Here is a 15,622-nt window from a genome sequence, read left to right as displayed (position 1 = left end):
CGAACAAGCCGGCGCGGGCAGGTCATACTGCCCCCGCCCCGCAGCGGTCCGTCCCTCTGTCGTTCCTATCCCGCGTCGTCGCGAGACTTGAAATCCAGCGACGCGCTGTTCATGCAGTAACGCAGGCCGTTGACGCCGGGGCCGTCAGGGAAAACATGGCCCAGATGGCCCTCGCAGGTGGCGCAGCGCACCTCGGTGCGGATCATGCCATGGCTGGCGTCGCGAATTTCCTCGACCGCGTCGATATCGACCGGCGCGGTGAAGCTGGGCCAGCCCGACCCGCTGTCATATTTTTCCTCGGCATCGAACAGCTCGGCGCCGCAACCGGCGCAATAATAGACGCCGTCAGCCTTGTTGCTGTTATATTTGCCGGTGAAGGCCCGTTCGGTGCCCGCCTCGCGCAGCACATGATATTGTTCGGGGGAAAGGCGCGCACGCCATTCGGCTTCGCTCAGGTCCAGCTTTTCCATGGCCGCAATATGGCGTCCGCCGAAGCCCTTATCAAGCCCGCGATCAGGCCCGCTCGCGCGCCGCCTGTCGGGCGATCGCCAGCAGCTCATGCCGCACCAACAGGTCGCCCAGCCCCTTGCCGCCGCGGCTGGACCGTTCGGCCTGGGCCAGACGCTGGATGACGCGGGCGATGCCGGTCGCGTCCCACAGCCGCACCTGGCGGGTGACCAGCCCCTTCTCCTTCCAGAAGACCGCCTTGCCGGCCGATTCCACCGCCGCCTCCAGCCGCCCGCTGCTGTCGAAATCGGCGCGGATATTGGCGATCAGCATGGCACGGGTCAGCAGCGGCCGGATTACCGACGCCATGGCCGCGCCGATCTCCGCCAGATTGTTGAGTTCCTTGTGCATCGCCCTGAGGTCGCCGCCCAGCACCGCATTGACCAGCGGCGCCGCATCGGAATCGGGATTGTCGGCCGACAGCGCATCCAGCGCCTCCGCCGTCGCCTCGCGCGGCTGTTCCGGCGCGGCGTCGAGATAGAGGACCAGCTTCTCGATCTCGATCCCCATCAGCGCCCGGTCGCCATTGGCCAGGTCGACGATGCGGCGCGCCAGTTCCTGCGGCAAGCGCAGGCCGTTCTCGCGCGCGGTCGCCATCGCGATCTGCTCCGCCTCGCGGGCATCGGGCTGATAGGAGATGAAGGCCATGCAGCCCTTATGGTCGAGCGCCAGCTTGACCAGCTTCGACGTCGCCTTGAGCGCGCCGGCGATCGCGATCACCGGATTGCCCGCCGCCTCCGCCTCCAGCAACGCCGTCACCGCCGGCAGCGATTCATCGCCCATGCCGTTGATGCGCACCCAGCGCTTGTCGCCGAACATCGAGAAGGATGCCGCCTCGTCGGCCAGCCGCGCCGGATCCTCGCGCAGCGTGGCCACGTCCAGGTCGACCCGCTCGGCCCCCGGCCCCATCGCCCGCTCCAGCCGCCTGGCAAGCGCCGTGCTGCCCGCCTCGTCAGGACCATAGAGCAGGAAGAAGCGGATATCCGACGGCGGCGCGTCGAGCGCCTTTTCTATCTGGCCGCGATTGGCTTTCACTGGCCGGTCGACGCTGCCGGCGATGGGGCCGACGAGGACGCCGCCTGGGCGCCTTCCTTGCGCGTCGCATACAGCGCCAGGCGGGTGACGATCTGGTCGGCGACGATCTCCGACAGCCGCTCCAGCGCCGTATCTTCCGCCGCGATCGTCGCATATTCGCTCGATGTCGCGTTGATGCCGGCGTCCGACCCGGCGCTATCGTCCAGCACCTGCGCACCGGTCGCTTCATCGATCAGCTGATAACGGGCCCGCAGCGTGCGCCGCTCACGGGTGATGGCCGCGTCGGACCGCAGACCGAAACCGCTGATCTGGTCGTCCAGCTTCACCACCAGCTTGTAGCTGGGGCCGGAACCATTGCTGATCGCGCCAAGCCGGTCGTTGAGCGCGTTGCGCATCAGCCAGCCGCCCTTGCCCGCAATATCCTGCACCTCGACATGGCCCAGCCCCTGCGCCACCGCGCCATGGCTGCCGCCGCCATAGACCGGGCGCAGCCCGCAGGCGGTAAGAAGAGTGAGGGCGACGAGGGGAAGGATGCGCTTCATGGGCATGATCCTTATCCCGTCACCCCGCCCTTGTCGAACCAAAGGTCGGGGTGACGGGCACAGGTCAGATGACCAGATTGACCAGACGGTCGGGCACCACGATCACCTTCTTGGGGGTGGCGCCATCCAGCGTGCGAACGACGTTCGGCGCGGCCAGTGCCAGCTTTTCCAGTTCATCCTTCGGCGTGCCCTTGGGCACGGTGATGGTGTCGCGCAGCTTGCCCATCACCTGGCAGGCGATGGTCACTTCATCCTCGACCAGCAGCGCCGGATCGACCGCCGGCCAGGCGGCTTCGGCGATCAGGCCCGGCTGCGCCATCTCGGCCCAGCCCTCTTCGGCCAGATGCGGGGTCATCGGCGCGACCAGCAGCGCCAGCGCGCGGATCGCCGCGGTACGGCTGGCCGACGGCTTGGCCTTCTCGATCGCGTTGACCAGCTCATAGATCTTGGCGACGGCCTTGTTGAAGCCCAGCGCCTCGATATCCTTGGCGACGCCGTCGATCGTCTGGTGCAGCTTGCGGTCCAGGGCCTTGTCCTGGCCTTCCGCCGCCGCATCGGCTTCGCCGAACAGGCGCCAGACGCGGTTGACGAAGCGCCAGCTGCCCTCGATGCCGGCCTCGGTCCAGGGCAGGTCGCGCTCGGGCGGGCTGTCCGACAGCATGAACCAGCGCACGGCGTCGGCACCATATTGTTCGATGATGTCATCGGGATCGACGACATTCTTCTTCGACTTGGACATCTTCTCGACGCGGCCGACCGTGACCGGCGCCCCGCTCTCGATATGGATATAGTCGTCGCCGGACTTCTTGATTTCCTGCGGCGACAGCCAGCTGCCATCGCCGGCCTTGTACGTCTCGTGGGTCACCATGCCCTGGGTGAACAGGCCGGTGAAGGGCTCGGCAAAGCCGAGCTGGCCCATATGCTGCAGCGCGCGGGTCCAGAAACGGGCATAGAGAAGATGCAGGATCGCATGTTCCACGCCGCCAATATACTGGCCGACCGGCAGCCACTGCTCGACGGTCGCGCGATCGAACGGCTTGTCGTCGGGCTGGCTGGCGAAGCGGATGAAATACCAGCTCGAATCCGCGAAGGTGTCGAGCGTGTCGGTCTCGCGCCGCGCCGCCTTGCCACAGGACGGGCAATCGACATGCTTCCAGCTCGGGTGACGATCCAGCGGATTGCCGGGAATGTCGAAGGTCACATCCTCAGGCAGCTTCACCGGCAGCTGGTCCTTGGGCACGCCCACCACACCACAATCATCGCAATGGATGACCGGGATCGGGGTACCCCAGTAACGCTGGCGCGACACGCCCCAGTCGCGCAGGCGGAACACGGTCTTGCCCGCGCCCCAGCCTTCACCCTCGGCGCGGGCGATGACGGCGGCCTTGGCGGCTTCGACCGCCATGCCGTCCAGGAAGCGCGAGTTCACCAGATTGCCGGGGCCGGTATAGGCCTCGTCATGGATCGGCTTGTCGGCTTCGCCATCCAGCGCGACGACACGCTCGACCGGCAGCATATATTTGCGCGCGAAGTCGAGGTCGCGCTGGTCATGCGCGGGCACGCCCATGACGGCGCCGGTGCCATAGTCCATCAGCACGAAATTGGCGATGAAGACAGGCAGGTGCCATTCCGGATCGAACGGATGCGCGACCGTCAGGCCGGTGTCGAAGCCCAGCTTCTCCGCCGTTTCCAGCTCGGCGGCGGTGGTGCCGCCTTCCTTGCACTTCTCGATGAAGGCAACGGCATCGGGATTGTTCGCGGCGACGGCCTGCGCGACCGGGTGGTCGGCCGCGATCGCGACGAAGCTGGCGCCGAAGATGGTGTCGGGGCGGGTCGAATAAACCTCGATCTCGCTGTCGAACGGCGCGACCGGCTTGAAGCTGAACTGCAGACCGACCGACTTGCCGATCCAGTTTTCCTGCATCAGCCGCACCTTGTCGGGCCACTGGTCGAGCGTCTGGAGGCCCCCCAGCAGATCGTCGGCGAACTGGGTGATCTTGAGGAACCACTGGTTGAGCTTGCGCTTTTCGACCAGCGCGCCCGAGCGCCAACCGCGCCCGTCGATCACCTGCTCGTTCGCCAGCACGGTCATGTCGACCGGATCCCAATTGACCTGGCTTTCCTTGCGATAGACCAGGCCCGATTCCAGCATGTCCAGGAACAGCGCCTGTTCATGGCCATAATAGTCCGGCTCGCAGGTCGCGAGTTCGCGGCTCCAGTCGATCGCGAAACCCAGCTTCTTCAGCTGCGCGCGCATATTGGCGATGTTGGACCGGGTCCATTCGCCCGGATGCACCTTCTTTTCCATCGCCGCATTTTCGGCCGGCATGCCGAACGCGTCCCAGCCCATCGGATGCAGCACTTCATGGCCGGTCATCCGGCGGAAGCGGGCCAGCACGTCGCCCATCGAATAGTTGCGGACATGACCGATATGGATGCGCCCCGACGGATAGGGGAACATCTCCAGCACGTAGCTGCGCGGCTTCGTCGAGGCGTCATCCGCCTTGAAGCTCTGCTTCTCGTCCCAGACGGCCTGCCAGCGGGCGTCGGCCTCCAGCGGGTTGAAGCGCCTTTGCATGTCATGTCCTTACAAATGCAAGCGGGCTGGGCTCTGTAAAAGCCCAGCCCCGATGGTTTGAAAACAGGGCGTTACCGTATCATTCGCGCCCGAAAGGGGTGGTTCAGCCGATCGCCATGCGGCGCAGGTCGCGCGCCTTGGTCAGGATGATCTCTTCCAGCTTCTGCACCGTCGCGGCCTGCACCGGGGCATCGACCCACTGGCCATTCTGGTTGACCTGGCGGCTGGCGGCCACGCGCAGCGCGTCGGCGCGCAGATCCTGGTCCAGGATCGACACGGTGACCTTCATCCGTTCACTCGGCGTGTTGGGATTGGTATACCAGTCGGTGACGATGACGCCGCCGTTGGAATCGGTCTGCACCATCGGCATGAAGGACAGCGTATCCAGGCTGGCGCGCCACAGATAGGCGTTGACGCCGATGGTGGTGACCTTCGACGCGGCCAGATCGGCCTTGGGCCGTTCCTTCGCGCCGCCCCCGCATGCGGCAAGCGGCAGGAGCGCAGCCAGCAGAAGACCGGAGGAAAGGGTAACGGGAAGGCGACGGACCATCAGGCATGTCCTAGCTTGAAAAAGACGAAAAACGCCCCGCTTCTATAGTCGACGCGCGCCATTGGGCAAGGGGGCGCGCGGGTCCGACACGCCACGGATCGTCGCAACCCGTCCTCGGAGTCTGTGTGCTCTGTGCAACAGCTCAGACAAAAAGCGGATAGCGCCTCTGGTCAATGGCGCTTTTTGGTGTCTAATGCGTCTTGAAAAATAACCGGTGGGGAAGAGATTCGAATCATGCGCGTGAAACGGGGACATTTGGCATTGGCAGGCTCGGCGATCGCCGTTGCTGGCTTCATGCTGTCGCCCGCTTTTGGCGCCGCAACCGATCTCGTCCGCATGCGTGAGGAAGCGCCTGTGTCGCTCGGCGCGCTGGGCAGCATTTCCTCCTTCACCCCCACGACCAAGGATTCGCGTCTGGCTGCGGCCTATGCGAAGATCGCCGCCTCGGCCGGTCGCCAGAATTTCCGTTTCACGCCGACCAGCGGTTCGCTCAGCGGCCAGCGGTCGATCACCGTCATGGTCCGCGCCAGCGACGTCGATCGCGTTGCCGCCAACCGCTCGGTGGTCCCGGTCAACATCGCGCCTGTCAGCTTCAGCCTGAACGGCGAGCATGGCTGGCGCAAGTTCGCCCTGCCGGAAAATACCGGCCGCAAGGCGCTGGACCCGGTGCCGGTCGAAACCATGGTCGATGCGAAGAATTTCTCGCTGGATGACGGCAAGAAGGATCGCTTCAGCACCAAGGTGCTGCTGGAAAGCCGTCGCGAGCCGACGGCGACCGTCCGCAACCCGAGTGCGGACAAGGATTATTCGCTGGATCTGGCCAGCTCATATTCGCTGACCCGCAACCTCAACGTGACGGCGGGCATCCGCTACAACAACAGCGTTGCCGGCCGCCTGACCCCGATGACCGACGAGCGCCAGGACAACCAGGCCGTCTATCTGGGCACCATCTTCAAATTCTGATCGCCTGAAAGGGCTAGGATACGCATGATCGGCATCGCCTGATGCCGATCACTCCAACGCGTCAGCAATAGCTGCCGCCACCCTTGGCGCAGAGCATGACCGGCTCGGTCTCGATCAGGCGCAATGACTGCACCATGTCGGCGGTGCCCTGCTTATATTTCAGGAAATGCGGTGTCTTGAGATGCGCCTGATAGGCCGCGTCGCTGGCATAGACTTCCAGCAGGCGGATGCTGGCCGGCTTTCCGGCGATCGCCACCGCCGACAGCGACAGCACGCCCGGCTCCTGCGCCACCGATGCGGCAATCTCCTCGCGCAGATAGGCCTTATAGTCCTCGATGTGCGCCGGATCGATCTCCAGCTCCGCGATCCGCACGATCGGCTTGTCCGGCGCGGCCTGCGCCTTGGCCTGTCGCCCGGCCCCAATGCCCAGCATGAAGGCGGCCAGCGTCAATGCGCCCACCGCCGCCTTAGTCCTGCGCATCGTCGAACAGCTTGTGGGCGATCCCCAGTGCGGTCATCGCCGGCGGCCAGCCGGCATAGAAGGCCAGATGGGTGATGGTCGCGATGATCTCCGCGCGCGTCAGCCCATTGTCCAGTGCCCGCTGCAGGTGAAAGGGCAGCTCATTGCCGCGATAGAGCGAGATGAGGCTGGTGATGGTGATCAGGCTGCGGTCGCGCGGCGACAGTGCCGGATCAGCCCAGACTTCGCCGAACAGGGTCTTGTCGGTCATTTCCGCCAGATGAGGCGCCAGATCGCCAAAGGATCGGCGCGCGTCGGTGGGTTCGGTCATGTCGGGTCTCCGCAGGATGGATGGCATCGCCCCAACCTAACCGACTTATCCACAGGCTATTAGGCCAGCATCCGCGCTAGGCCCCATGACCCGGATTCATATATGGTCGGTCAGTCCGTCGATCGCCGCCCAGCCTACCGCGCCGATCCCGCGCAGCATATGCCGGTGCTTTGCCCTGACCCCGCCCAGCGCGATCACGGGGGCCTTCGCCTGCCGCGCAAGCGCCGCAAAGCCGATCCGCCCCAGCGCCCCGGCACCAGGATGCGACCGGGTCGGGAATAGCGGCGACAGGAAGACCATATCGGCGCGCGCCGCCGCCTGAAGCTCCCGCCGATCATGCGCCGCCTGGCTGTGGATAAGTCTGTGGAAATTTTTCGACCCATCCCGCCCATGCCAGCCATCCGCGCGCCAGGCCGCCGCCGTTCGCGCGTCCCCCGCCAGCATCAGCACCAGCCGCCGCCGCCGCGCAATTGCCCGCAATGCCTCGAACAGCGCGCGCCGTTTCACCGCTTCGGTGCGATAATGGCGAAAGACGATTCCCGCACGCCCGCGCGGCAAGCGCGCCGCCGCCGCCAGCAACGACGCATCCTCCACCCGCTCATCGGTCATCAGCCAGAGGCCGGGCAGCTTTTTGCGGTGGCGGGCGTGCATGGCCATCGCCTATAGCAGCCGCCATGACCACCGACATCCCCGAAGCTGCGGCCCGCCTCGCCACCCTGCGCGACCAGATCGACCGCGCCGCCCGCCTGACCCAGCGCAGCGCCGACGACATCAACCTGATCGCCGTGTCCAAGACCCAGCCGGCCGAAGCGATCCTGCCGCTGATCCACGCTGGCCAGCGCGGCTTCGGCGAAAACCGCGTCCAGGAAAGCCAGGACAAATGGCCGGCCCTGCGCGAGCAATTTTCGGATCTGACCCTGCATCTGGTCGGCCAGTTGCAATCGAACAAGGCCGCCGATGCCGTCGCCCTGTTCGACGTCATCCATTCGCTCGATCGCCTCTCGCTGCTGACCGCGCTCGCCAAGGCAATGGATGCCGCGGGCAAGCGCCTGCCCTGCTTCATCCAGGTGAATATCGGGGCCGAGGAACAGAAGGGCGGCTGCCCGATCGCCGATGTGCCGGCGCTGATCGCCGCCGCGCGCGACGCCGACATCCCCTTGCTCGGCCTGATGTGCGTGCCCCCGGCCGATGTCGAACCGGCACCCTATTTTGCCCTGCTCGCAAAAATGGCGCGGGAAGAGGGCCTCCCGCGCCTGTCGATGGGCATGTCGGGCGATTTCGAAACCGCCCTGATGCTGGGCGCCACCGACATTCGCGTCGGCACCGCCCTGTTCGGCGAACGCGCCCCCGTCAGCCGCCCCGTCCCCCGGAGCGGCCTGGGGATGATCAGAAACGCCCCCGCAAGGTAATGCCGTAGGTGCGGGGCTCGGCCAGATAGGCGGAGATAAGCTGGTTCGCCATCGGCGCCCCTTGCGCGAACTGCCCGGTGGTCGATGTCGCCGGGCTGCTCGACTGGAGCGGGCTGCTGAAGGCGACCTGGGTATAATCCTGGTTGAAGATATTCTGGCCCCAGAATTCCACCGCCCAGCGCTGATCCTTGCCCCGCAGGCCGACGCGCGCATTGAACACCGCAAAGCCGTCCTGCGCCTTTTCCGGGAACAGGTCGGACCCGGTATTATAGTCGCTCATCATGCGGCCATCGATGTAGAAGAGTGCGGACAGGCCGTTCGACCCGATATCGGGCGTCCAGGCCATGCTCGCCGTGGTCACCAGTTGCGGCGCATTGCTGTTGATCGATCCGGGCAGCAGGAACAGCGCCGGATCGAGCGGCACGCTGCCATCGCCGCTGCCGACCAGCCGCTTGGCGAATTTCGCCCGTGCATAGGTCAGGCCACCGGTCAGGCGGAAATGGCGCACCGGTGAAGCGGTCAGTTCCAGTTCCACGCCCTGGCTGATCAGGCCCGGCCCGACATCGCCGGAATCGCAGGTCCGCGCCGCCGACAGGGCGCTGTCACAGCCATTGATATTCTGCACGACGAAGCTGGTGCCGTTGAAGGTGTTCAGCTGGAAATTCTTGAACTCCTGACGGAAGGCCGCGATGTTCGCGCTCCATTTCGGCTGGGTATATTTGAAACCGATTTCAAAGGCATCGACCTTCTCCGCAGCGAAGCGCAGGCTCGTCACATCGGCATTGGTGCGCGGCGCATAGACCGCCGGCACGGTATTCAGGCCGGTCGATCCCAGCTGGAAGCGGTCGAGGTTGAAGCCACCCGCCTTATAGCCCTTGGAATAGCTGCCATAGACCAGCATCTCGTCGATCGGCTTCCACGACAGCACTGCCGTGCCGCTGAACTCGCCGTCGCTGATCTTGTCGTTGAGGTCGAGCGCATTGAGCGTGGTCGAGCCATTGCCAAGGCAACCGAGCGTCAGGATGCCGCCCGCCAGCGCCGCCGCACTGCCCAGCGCCGCATTGGTCGCCAGCGTCGGCAGCGAAGAGGCCTGCAACGCCGCGCAGGTCGCGTTGTTGTTATTGAAGTCCGAAGAGAATTTCTTAGATTCATGGGTGTAGCGCAGGCCCAGGGTCAGATCGAGCCGCTTGGTGATATGAATGATATTATGGGTGAAGAGCGCCCAATTCTCGCTCTTCTGGCGATAGATGGAGGCAACGTCGCCGGTGCCTTCCGGGATTGCCGCCAGCGCGCGCAGGCCATTGCCAAGACCGGTGGAGATAGCCCCCGCCTGTGCCGCCGCAACGCCGGCCGGCAATCCGGCATTGATCAGCGCGGCGGTAAGCCCAGCGTTGAGATTTGCCTGCGTGCCGCCGATCAGCGCCGACGTGGCAAGACCGCTGCCGCAGGCCGCCAGTTGCGCTGCGGTGAAGTTGCTGTTGACGCCCGCACCCGCCATCAGGCGGCAGGCGGCAAAGCGGCCATAGTCGGCGCCGAAGCGGATATTATCTTCCAGCGTCAGCTTCTCATTGGCGTAATAGCCGCCCACCAGCCAGTCGAGCGCTTCGTTGAAGGCCGAACCCTGCGCCCGCAATTCCTGGGTGAAAGTCTTGAACTGGCGATAGGTGTTGGGATCGCGATAGAGAAGGTCGGCGCCCGAATAGTCATAATCGCCATAGTCGCGGGATTTATAGTCGCGATAGGCGGTGATGCTGGTCAGTTTCGCGCCGCCCAGATCATAGTTGATCTCGCCCGACACGCCCCAATCCTTGAGCTTGCTGACATAGTCGCGCCCTTCGGTGATGGTCAGCTCGCGATCATACGGATCGGCGGGGAAGACGCTGCCCTGCCCGGCCAGGATCGCGCCGATGCGGTTGAACGGCGCCGTGCTATAGCCGCCGCCGGTCGCCGGCCGCCGTTCGCGCGTCTCGACATAGGCCGCGCCGCAGCAGCTTTCGTCGCGATTGGTATAATCGCCGATCAGCCGGATCGACAGGGCATCACTGGGTTCGATCAGCGCCTGACCACGCAGGAAATAACGGTCGCGGTCATTGGTGTCGCCGACCTTGTTGCCGCTGGTATCGACCAGATCGTAGAAACCATCGCGCTTCGACCAGACGCCATCCAGGCTCAGCGCAATCCCCTTGGCGATCGGGCCGGTGATGCGCCCGGCCAGGCGCCAATAATCATAATTGCCATAGGTCGCCTCGGCCATGCCGCCCAGAATGAATTCCGGCGCCTTGCTGACGATGTTGATCAAACCGGCCGACGCATTGCGGCCGAACAACGTGCCCTGCGGCCCGCGCAGCACCTCGACCCGCTCGATCTCGCCCAGATCATTGAGGCCCGCGCCGGTACGCGAACGATAGACGCCGTCGATGAACACCGCGACCGAGCTTTCCAGGCCAGGATTGTCGCCGACCGTGCCGATACCGCGAATACGGGCCGAACCATTGGCCTCGGTCCCGGTCGAAGAGACCAGCAGGGACGGCGCCAGCTGATTGAGCGCGCGAATATCATTGGCGCCGCTATTCTGCATCGCCTGCTGGCCGACCGCCGATACCGCGATCGGCACGTCGGACAACGGGCTGGCGCGGCGGGTCGCGGTGACGATGATGTCGACGCTTTCGGTGTCCACTGCCGCCTGCGGCGCGGCATCCTGGGCATGGGCAAGCGGTATGGCGCCCACCAGTGCGACGGCACCGGCGGACAGCAGCCAAAGGCTCTTGTGCATCATGATGTGCATCCTCTCCTGGCCCACCTGGCTTTTTGCCGGGTCGGGACTATGCGCGATTATGCTGCCACAGTCGGAATAACGCAATATATCGCGTGATTCCGGGCGTTTTCCGCAGTTGCGTGATGATGGCCGCATGGCCCTGTTGCCTAGCAGCAACAATTTAACGCCCGGTTTCCGTAGCGTTTGCTTACGTCAGCGGAAAGCGCAGCAATCGGTCGGAAACGGGTATCAACGCCATTGCACCCGGCCCGACGGCCTTTTGTATCTCGCCATGGCCCGCATCCAGCCCGCCCGTCAGCGCGCCGAGCGCCGGCAGGATCAGCTTGGTCGGCGATCCGACGAAGCAGCGGCGCGATACATGCCGGCCGCGCAGCGACAGGCGCAGCTTGGGGTGGAAATGGCCCGATATCTCCGGCCGGGGGTCGGCCGGGTCGGCCTCATGCCGCAGCCAGACGCCGTCCACCTCCGCCTCGACCGCACGGCGTCCGCCCGGCATATGCGCCACGCCGACGTCATGATTGCCGGTTATCCACAGCCAGTCGAGCCGTTCGGTCAGCGCCTGCAATCGCGCCCGCGCCCGCGGGTCCAGCCGCGCCGCGCCATCGGCATCATGAAAACTGTCGCCCAGCGACCAGATCGCCCGTGCGCCGGTGCGCGCCACCAGCGCCTCGATCATGTCCAGCGTCGCCGCGCTGTCATGGGGCGGCAGAAACTGGCCGAAGCGCGCATACCAGCTCGCCTTCTCGAAATGCAGGTCGGCCACCAGCAGCGCGCCATGCGCCGGCCAGAACAAAGCCGCCTCCGGCAAAGCCAGGAAATCATGACCTGCGAACGAAAGGGGAACCATCGCCCGGCTATGCGCCCTCTTCGCCCGGCTTTCAAGTATGCGCGCCAGCGCCTATAGGGCTCCCCATGTTCACCGTCGCAGCCCTCTACCGTTTCGCCACCTTCGCCGACCCGCAGGCAACCGCCGCCGATCTGCGCGCGCTGTGCGCCGATCTCGGCACTTGCGGCACGCTGATCCTGGCGCGTGAGGGCATCAATGGCACGGTCGCGGGCACGGCCGAGGCGATCGAGCGGCTGGTCGCCCATATCCGTGCCCTGCCCGGCTGCGCCGATGTCGATGTGAAATATGCGACGGCCGACAGCGCCCCCTTCGGCAAGATGAAGGTGAAGGTGAAGGCGGAGATCGTGACGCTGGGCGCGGGCGACCTGGACCCCGCCCATCAGGCCGGCGTGCATCTCGATCCCGCGGACTGGAACGCACTGATCGCCGATCCCGACACCGTCATCATCGACACGCGCAACGCCTATGAGGTGGCAGTCGGCACGTTCGAGAATGCGATCGACCCGGCCACCCGCTCCTTCCGCGAATTTCCGGCCTGGTTCGACGATTTCGCCGCCAAGCTGCGCGACGAAGGCCGCAGCCCCAAGATCGCGATGTTCTGCACCGGCGGCATCCGCTGCGAAAAATCGACCGCGCTGGTTAAGGCGCGCGGCTTTGACGAAGTCTATCACCTCAAGGGCGGGATCCTGCGCTATCTGGAGGAAATGCCGCAGGCGCAAAGCCGCTGGCAAGGTGACTGCTATGTCTTCGATGAGCGGGTCGCGGTCGGCCATGGCCTGAAACAGGGCCATTATGCCACCTGCAGCGCCTGTGGCCTGCCCTATCCGCGTGATACCGACCATGACTGCCCCGGCGACGCCGACGGCGCCTGGCCGCATCGGGGCTAATCCGCGCTTTCTACCAGTTCGACCATCTCGAACTGATAGGATGTCCAGCCCCGCATCCGCGCGCCGTCGGGCGCGGCGGCGCGCTTCTTCTTCGCCTCGGCCAGCGAGCGGGTGTGGCCCCAGAAAACCTCGGTCTTGCCATTTTCCAGTATGGCGACGATCCGCCAATAATGGGTGAAGGGGTCGGCGGTCGGCCCGATCTTCTTCACATAGCCGTCGGGCATGGTGGCAGTCAGATAGCGTTTCCGGCGCGCCATCGGTTCAGGCCTGATAGCGGTGCAGGCCCGCCCCATGCGCCTTCAACCAGGCGCGCGCCGGGCGCGGATCCTCGCCATAGATGCGGGCATGGGCGGCGTGGAAGGCCGGGCTATGGTCCATGTGCAGCAGATGCGCCAGTTCATGCGCCACGGTCGATCGCCGCACCCAGGCCGGCGCCAGGATCAGCCGCCAGCTATAGCGGATCGCCCCGGTCGATGTGCAACTGCCCCAACGGCTGCGCGTGTCGCCGGTGCCGACCGAGGCGACGATCAGGCCATGATCCTGCGCCATCGCCAGCGTCTCCGCCTCCAGCACCGCCTTGGCCCGTGTCCTCAGCCAGCGCAGCACCCGCGCACCGACCGATTCCGCCGCCCCACCCAGGATCAGCCGGTCGCCCTCCAGCCGGATCGTGCGGGTAGCCCCCGCGATCCAGCAGATGCGCACCTCGCGCCCCTCCAGCGGAAAGGTCGCGCCATCGCCCAGCAGCGTCACCGCCGGCGTCACCGCCATTTGCGCCCGAACCCAATCCTCATGCCCCTGCGCCCAGCCCAGCGCGCGCTTGAGGTTCGCCCGCGCCGGCAAGGACAGCCGTAATTCGCCGCGCAACCCGTCGATCGTCAGCTTGTAGGCGCGCGCTCGCGCGGACCGGCGCACCCGCACCGGCATGGCGACGCCATCGATCAGGATTTCTGCCTCAGAGCTCTCGGTCGACAAGATGATGTTCCCAATCGCCGGCATCGGCCTCCGCCACGGTCCAGCCGCGTACGGATTCCTTGGCCCGATGCACCGCCTCGCGATCGCCGCAGACCAGATAATGCCAGTCCGGCAGCGGCAGCCCTGCCTCGCGCAGCCGATAGGCACAGGTGCGCGGCAGCCAGCTGATCTGTTTCACCTTGGCCGGGGTCAGTCGCACGCAATCGGGCACGAACCGCCGCCGGTCGGGATAGTTGGTGCATTGGCCGCTATGCCGGTCGAGCAGGCGGCAGGCGACATTGGTCGGATAGATGCGGCCCGTGTCCTCATCTTCCGCCTTGTGCAGGCAGCATTTGCCGCAACCGTCGCACAGCGCTTCCCATTCGGCGCGGTTCAGCTTGTCGAGGGGCTTGTCCCAGAAGTCCAAATGTCACTTGACCCATTTTTCGAGAAAGGCGCGCACGATATCGGGTGCGCCCTCGTCCACGTCCGGCGTGCCCGGATCATCCACCGGCACCAGCGCGATCGGCTTGCCGTCCGGCCCGAACAGATAGGGCGTGCGGCTGTGGCTGACCAGATAGTCGCTCGCCCCTTCCGGCTTTTCCGCATTGTAGAGGACGACGAAGTCCTTGGCCACCTTCGCGATCTGTTCCGGCGTGCCGGTCAGGCCGACGAGGCGCGGGTGGAAGGCCGCGACATAGGGCTTCAGCACCGCCGGCGTGTCCCGCTTGGGGTCGACGCTGATGAAGATCGGCTGCACCTTGGCGGCTCGGGCCGGCGCTGCCTTCTCGAAGGCGCTGAACGCCTGCATGATCCGCTGCAGATCGACCGGGCATACATCCGGGCAATAGGTGTAGCCGAAATAGACGATCCGATACTGGCCCTTATAATCGTCCCAATGCACGGTCCTGCCGTCCTGATCGGTCAGGGTGAAGGGCGCGCCGATGCGCGCACCGACCAGATTGCCCTGCTCGCTCTCGCCGCTTGATGCGTTGCCGCCAGCCCCCATATTGCATGCTGTCAGCAAGGCCAGAAGCGGCAGGGCGAGCGAGATCAGCGCTTTGTTCATGGTGTCGCCTGCCATGCCTTGCTATGGGCCGATTTGCAAATCGAACGGGGCGCGCGACGATGAAGATTGGGATGAAGAGCGGACTTTCCACCTGGCTGTTTCTGGCGCGGCCTGCCGCCATCACCCTGGCACTGATGGCCCCGGTTGCGGCCCAGGCCCAGTTTTCCAACAATTACAACTTCCTCAAGGCGGTGAAGGACGCTGACGGCGACAAGGCAACCGAACTGCTGCAGAAGCCGGGTTCAACCGTCATCAACAGCCGTGACGTCACCACCGGCGAAACCGCGCTGCACATCGTCATCGGCCGCCGCGACACGACATGGCTCAACTTCATGCTGTCGAAGGGCGCCAATCCGAACCTGGCCGACAATAATGGCACCACGCCGCTGCTGCTCGCCGTGCAGAACCGTTTCGAGGAAGGCGTGCGCCTGTTGCTCGCCCGCGGCGCCCAGGTCGACAAGGCCAATGGCAGCGGCGAGACCGCATTGATCCGCGCGGTGCAGCTGCGCGACATCGGCCTGGTCCGCCTGCTGGTGGCGCAGGGCGCCAATGCGGACAAGCGCGACACGATCGCTGGCATGTCCGCCCGCGACTATGCCGAACGGGACAGCCGCACGCCGGGTCTGGTCGAAGCCCTCGATTCCGCCAAGGCCAACGCCGCCGCGCCCAAGGGCCCGGTCCAGGGCCCGGTCTTTTGATATGAAAAAGGGCGGCCAG

Annotated in this window: 18 protein-coding genes; 4 read left to right on the top strand and 14 right to left on the bottom strand. The window is 65.5% G+C overall.

Going from position 1 to position 15,622, the window contains the following annotated elements:
* Window positions 1-65: 65 nt before the first annotated feature.
* From msrB to AC13EK_RS04855, 5 genes are all read right to left on the bottom strand, one after another.
* The gene (gene msrB, locus AC13EK_RS04875) at window positions 66-470 is read right to left on the bottom strand and encodes a peptide-methionine (R)-S-oxide reductase MsrB (protein ID WP_069338978.1); all 405 of its coding nucleotides are present in this window, start codon (window positions 468-470) and stop codon (window positions 66-68) included.
* Window positions 471-513: 43 nt separating this feature from the next.
* A complete protein-coding gene (holA, locus tag AC13EK_RS04870) occupies window positions 514-1,542 on the bottom strand; it encodes a DNA polymerase III subunit delta (protein WP_004209175.1) in 1,029 nt (342 codons plus the stop codon).
* A complete protein-coding gene (gene lptE, locus AC13EK_RS04865; protein WP_069338945.1) occupies window positions 1,539-2,084 on the bottom strand; it encodes an LPS assembly lipoprotein LptE in 546 nt (181 codons plus the stop codon). The genes holA and lptE overlap by 4 nt, the downstream gene beginning before the upstream one ends.
* A 64-nt stretch (window positions 2,085-2,148) precedes the next feature.
* A complete protein-coding gene (gene leuS / locus AC13EK_RS04860) occupies window positions 2,149-4,662 on the bottom strand; it encodes a leucine--tRNA ligase (RefSeq protein WP_037519235.1) in 2,514 nt (837 codons plus the stop codon).
* A gap of 103 nt (window positions 4,663-4,765) precedes the next feature.
* Complete coding sequence (locus tag AC13EK_RS04855; protein ID WP_004209178.1) at window positions 4,766-5,212, bottom strand: DUF3576 domain-containing protein; 447 nt, start codon at window positions 5,210-5,212, stop codon at window positions 4,766-4,768.
* A gap of 234 nt (window positions 5,213-5,446) precedes the next feature.
* On the opposite strand from AC13EK_RS04855, the gene AC13EK_RS04850 reads away from it, so the two are divergent.
* Entirely contained in the window at window positions 5,447-6,175 is a 729-nt protein-coding gene (locus AC13EK_RS04850) for a hypothetical protein (protein WP_004209179.1), read from the top strand.
* A 61-nt stretch (window positions 6,176-6,236) separates the two neighbouring features.
* Here AC13EK_RS04850 and AC13EK_RS04845 read toward each other — a convergent pair whose 3' ends face one another.
* The 3 genes from AC13EK_RS04845 to AC13EK_RS04835 form a co-directional block, all read right to left on the bottom strand.
* Complete coding sequence (locus tag AC13EK_RS04845) at window positions 6,237-6,656, bottom strand: putative quinol monooxygenase (RefSeq protein WP_234792535.1); 420 nt, start codon at window positions 6,654-6,656, stop codon at window positions 6,237-6,239.
* Complete coding sequence (locus tag AC13EK_RS04840) at window positions 6,643-6,966, bottom strand: carboxymuconolactone decarboxylase family protein (RefSeq protein ID WP_069338947.1); 324 nt, start codon at window positions 6,964-6,966, stop codon at window positions 6,643-6,645. Before AC13EK_RS04840 ends, AC13EK_RS04845 begins: the two co-directional genes overlap by 14 nt.
* Window positions 6,967-7,062: 96 nt before the next feature.
* On the bottom strand, window positions 7,063-7,617 hold the full coding sequence (locus tag AC13EK_RS04835) for a thiamine phosphate synthase (RefSeq protein ID WP_170828798.1): 555 nt from the start codon (window positions 7,615-7,617) through the stop codon (window positions 7,063-7,065).
* 23 nt (window positions 7,618-7,640) lie between these two features.
* On the opposite strand from AC13EK_RS04835, the gene AC13EK_RS04830 reads away from it, so the two are divergent.
* Entirely contained in the window at window positions 7,641-8,375 is a 735-nt protein-coding gene (locus tag AC13EK_RS04830) for a YggS family pyridoxal phosphate-dependent enzyme (protein WP_017499451.1), read from the top strand.
* On the opposite strand, the gene AC13EK_RS04825 is transcribed toward AC13EK_RS04830, so the two are convergent.
* Complete coding sequence (locus AC13EK_RS04825) at window positions 8,353-11,148, bottom strand: TonB-dependent receptor (RefSeq protein ID WP_170828799.1); 2,796 nt, start codon at window positions 11,146-11,148, stop codon at window positions 8,353-8,355. The two genes, AC13EK_RS04830 and AC13EK_RS04825, sit on opposite strands and share 23 nt — an antisense overlap.
* Window positions 11,149-11,338: 190 nt before the next feature.
* Window positions 11,339-11,998, bottom strand: coding sequence for a ligase-associated DNA damage response endonuclease PdeM (gene pdeM, locus AC13EK_RS04820; RefSeq protein WP_069338950.1), 660 nt, complete (start codon window positions 11,996-11,998; stop codon window positions 11,339-11,341).
* 65 nt (window positions 11,999-12,063) lie between these two features.
* On the opposite strand from pdeM, the gene trhO reads away from it, so the two are divergent.
* Window positions 12,064-12,885, top strand: a complete 822-nt coding sequence (trhO, locus tag AC13EK_RS04815; RefSeq protein ID WP_069338951.1) for an oxygen-dependent tRNA uridine(34) hydroxylase TrhO — start codon at window positions 12,064-12,066, stop codon at window positions 12,883-12,885.
* On the opposite strand, the gene AC13EK_RS04810 is transcribed toward trhO, so the two are convergent.
* The 4 genes from AC13EK_RS04810 to AC13EK_RS04795 are packed head-to-tail and all read right to left on the bottom strand — an operon-like array spanning window position 12,882 to window position 14,920.
* Window positions 12,882-13,142, bottom strand: coding sequence for a hypothetical protein (locus AC13EK_RS04810; protein WP_004209188.1), 261 nt, complete (start codon window positions 13,140-13,142; stop codon window positions 12,882-12,884). The genes trhO and AC13EK_RS04810 overlap by 4 nt on opposite strands.
* A 4-nt stretch (window positions 13,143-13,146) precedes the next feature.
* Window positions 13,147-13,881 carry a M48 family metallopeptidase gene (locus AC13EK_RS04805; RefSeq protein ID WP_375178286.1) on the bottom strand — a complete coding sequence of 245 codons (735 nt, stop codon included), beginning with the start codon at window positions 13,879-13,881 and terminating at the stop codon, window positions 13,147-13,149.
* Complete coding sequence (locus tag AC13EK_RS04800) at window positions 13,838-14,263, bottom strand: YcgN family cysteine cluster protein (RefSeq protein ID WP_004209190.1); 426 nt, start codon at window positions 14,261-14,263, stop codon at window positions 13,838-13,840. Before AC13EK_RS04800 ends, AC13EK_RS04805 begins: the two co-directional genes overlap by 44 nt.
* Window positions 14,264-14,266: 3 nt before the next feature.
* On the bottom strand, window positions 14,267-14,920 hold the full coding sequence (locus tag AC13EK_RS04795; RefSeq protein WP_069338952.1) for an SCO family protein: 654 nt from the start codon (window positions 14,918-14,920) through the stop codon (window positions 14,267-14,269).
* A gap of 44 nt (window positions 14,921-14,964) precedes the next feature.
* Between AC13EK_RS04795 and AC13EK_RS04790 the strand changes: the two genes are divergently transcribed.
* Window positions 14,965-15,603, top strand: coding sequence for an ankyrin repeat domain-containing protein (locus AC13EK_RS04790; RefSeq protein WP_069338953.1), 639 nt, complete (start codon window positions 14,965-14,967; stop codon window positions 15,601-15,603).
* The last annotated feature ends 19 nt before the right edge of the window (window positions 15,604-15,622 follow it).

This window comes from Sphingobium sp. L-44, from assembly GCF_056859495.1.
The sequence above is the reverse complement of the archived record's forward strand: the minus strand, read 5'-3'. Positions and strand labels throughout refer to the sequence as shown.

Coding starts and splice junctions, on each gene's coding strand:
- lptE (WP_069338945.1), bottom strand. CDS start 2,084: ATGAAGCGCATCCTTCCCCTCGTCGCCCTCACTCTTCTTACCGCCTGC.
- leuS (WP_037519235.1), bottom strand. CDS start 4,662: ATGCAAAGGCGCTTCAACCCGCTGGAGGCCGACGCCCGCTGGCAGGCC.
- AC13EK_RS04830 (WP_017499451.1), top strand. CDS start 7,641: ATGACCACCGACATCCCCGAAGCTGCGGCCCGCCTCGCCACCCTGCGC.
- AC13EK_RS04825 (WP_170828799.1), bottom strand. CDS start 11,148: ATGCACAAGAGCCTTTGGCTGCTGTCCGCCGGTGCCGTCGCACTGGTG.
- AC13EK_RS04790 (WP_069338953.1), top strand. CDS start 14,965: ATGAAGATTGGGATGAAGAGCGGACTTTCCACCTGGCTGTTTCTGGCG.
- AC13EK_RS04810 (WP_004209188.1), bottom strand. CDS start 13,142: ATGGCGCGCCGGAAACGCTATCTGACTGCCACCATGCCCGACGGCTAT.
- AC13EK_RS04845 (WP_234792535.1), bottom strand. CDS start 6,656: ATGCGCAGGACTAAGGCGGCGGTGGGCGCATTGACGCTGGCCGCCTTC.
- msrB (WP_069338978.1), bottom strand. CDS start 470: ATGGAAAAGCTGGACCTGAGCGAAGCCGAATGGCGTGCGCGCCTTTCC.
- AC13EK_RS04840 (WP_069338947.1), bottom strand. CDS start 6,966: ATGACCGAACCCACCGACGCGCGCCGATCCTTTGGCGATCTGGCGCCT.
- pdeM (WP_069338950.1), bottom strand. CDS start 11,998: ATGGTTCCCCTTTCGTTCGCAGGTCATGATTTCCTGGCTTTGCCGGAG.
- AC13EK_RS04795 (WP_069338952.1), bottom strand. CDS start 14,920: ATGGCAGGCGACACCATGAACAAAGCGCTGATCTCGCTCGCCCTGCCG.
- trhO (WP_069338951.1), top strand. CDS start 12,064: ATGTTCACCGTCGCAGCCCTCTACCGTTTCGCCACCTTCGCCGACCCG.
- AC13EK_RS04850 (WP_004209179.1), top strand. CDS start 5,447: ATGCGCGTGAAACGGGGACATTTGGCATTGGCAGGCTCGGCGATCGCC.
- AC13EK_RS04855 (WP_004209178.1), bottom strand. CDS start 5,212: ATGGTCCGTCGCCTTCCCGTTACCCTTTCCTCCGGTCTTCTGCTGGCT.
- AC13EK_RS04805 (WP_375178286.1), bottom strand. CDS start 13,881: ATGCCGGCGATTGGGAACATCATCTTGTCGACCGAGAGCTCTGAGGCA.
- AC13EK_RS04835 (WP_170828798.1), bottom strand. CDS start 7,617: ATGCACGCCCGCCACCGCAAAAAGCTGCCCGGCCTCTGGCTGATGACC.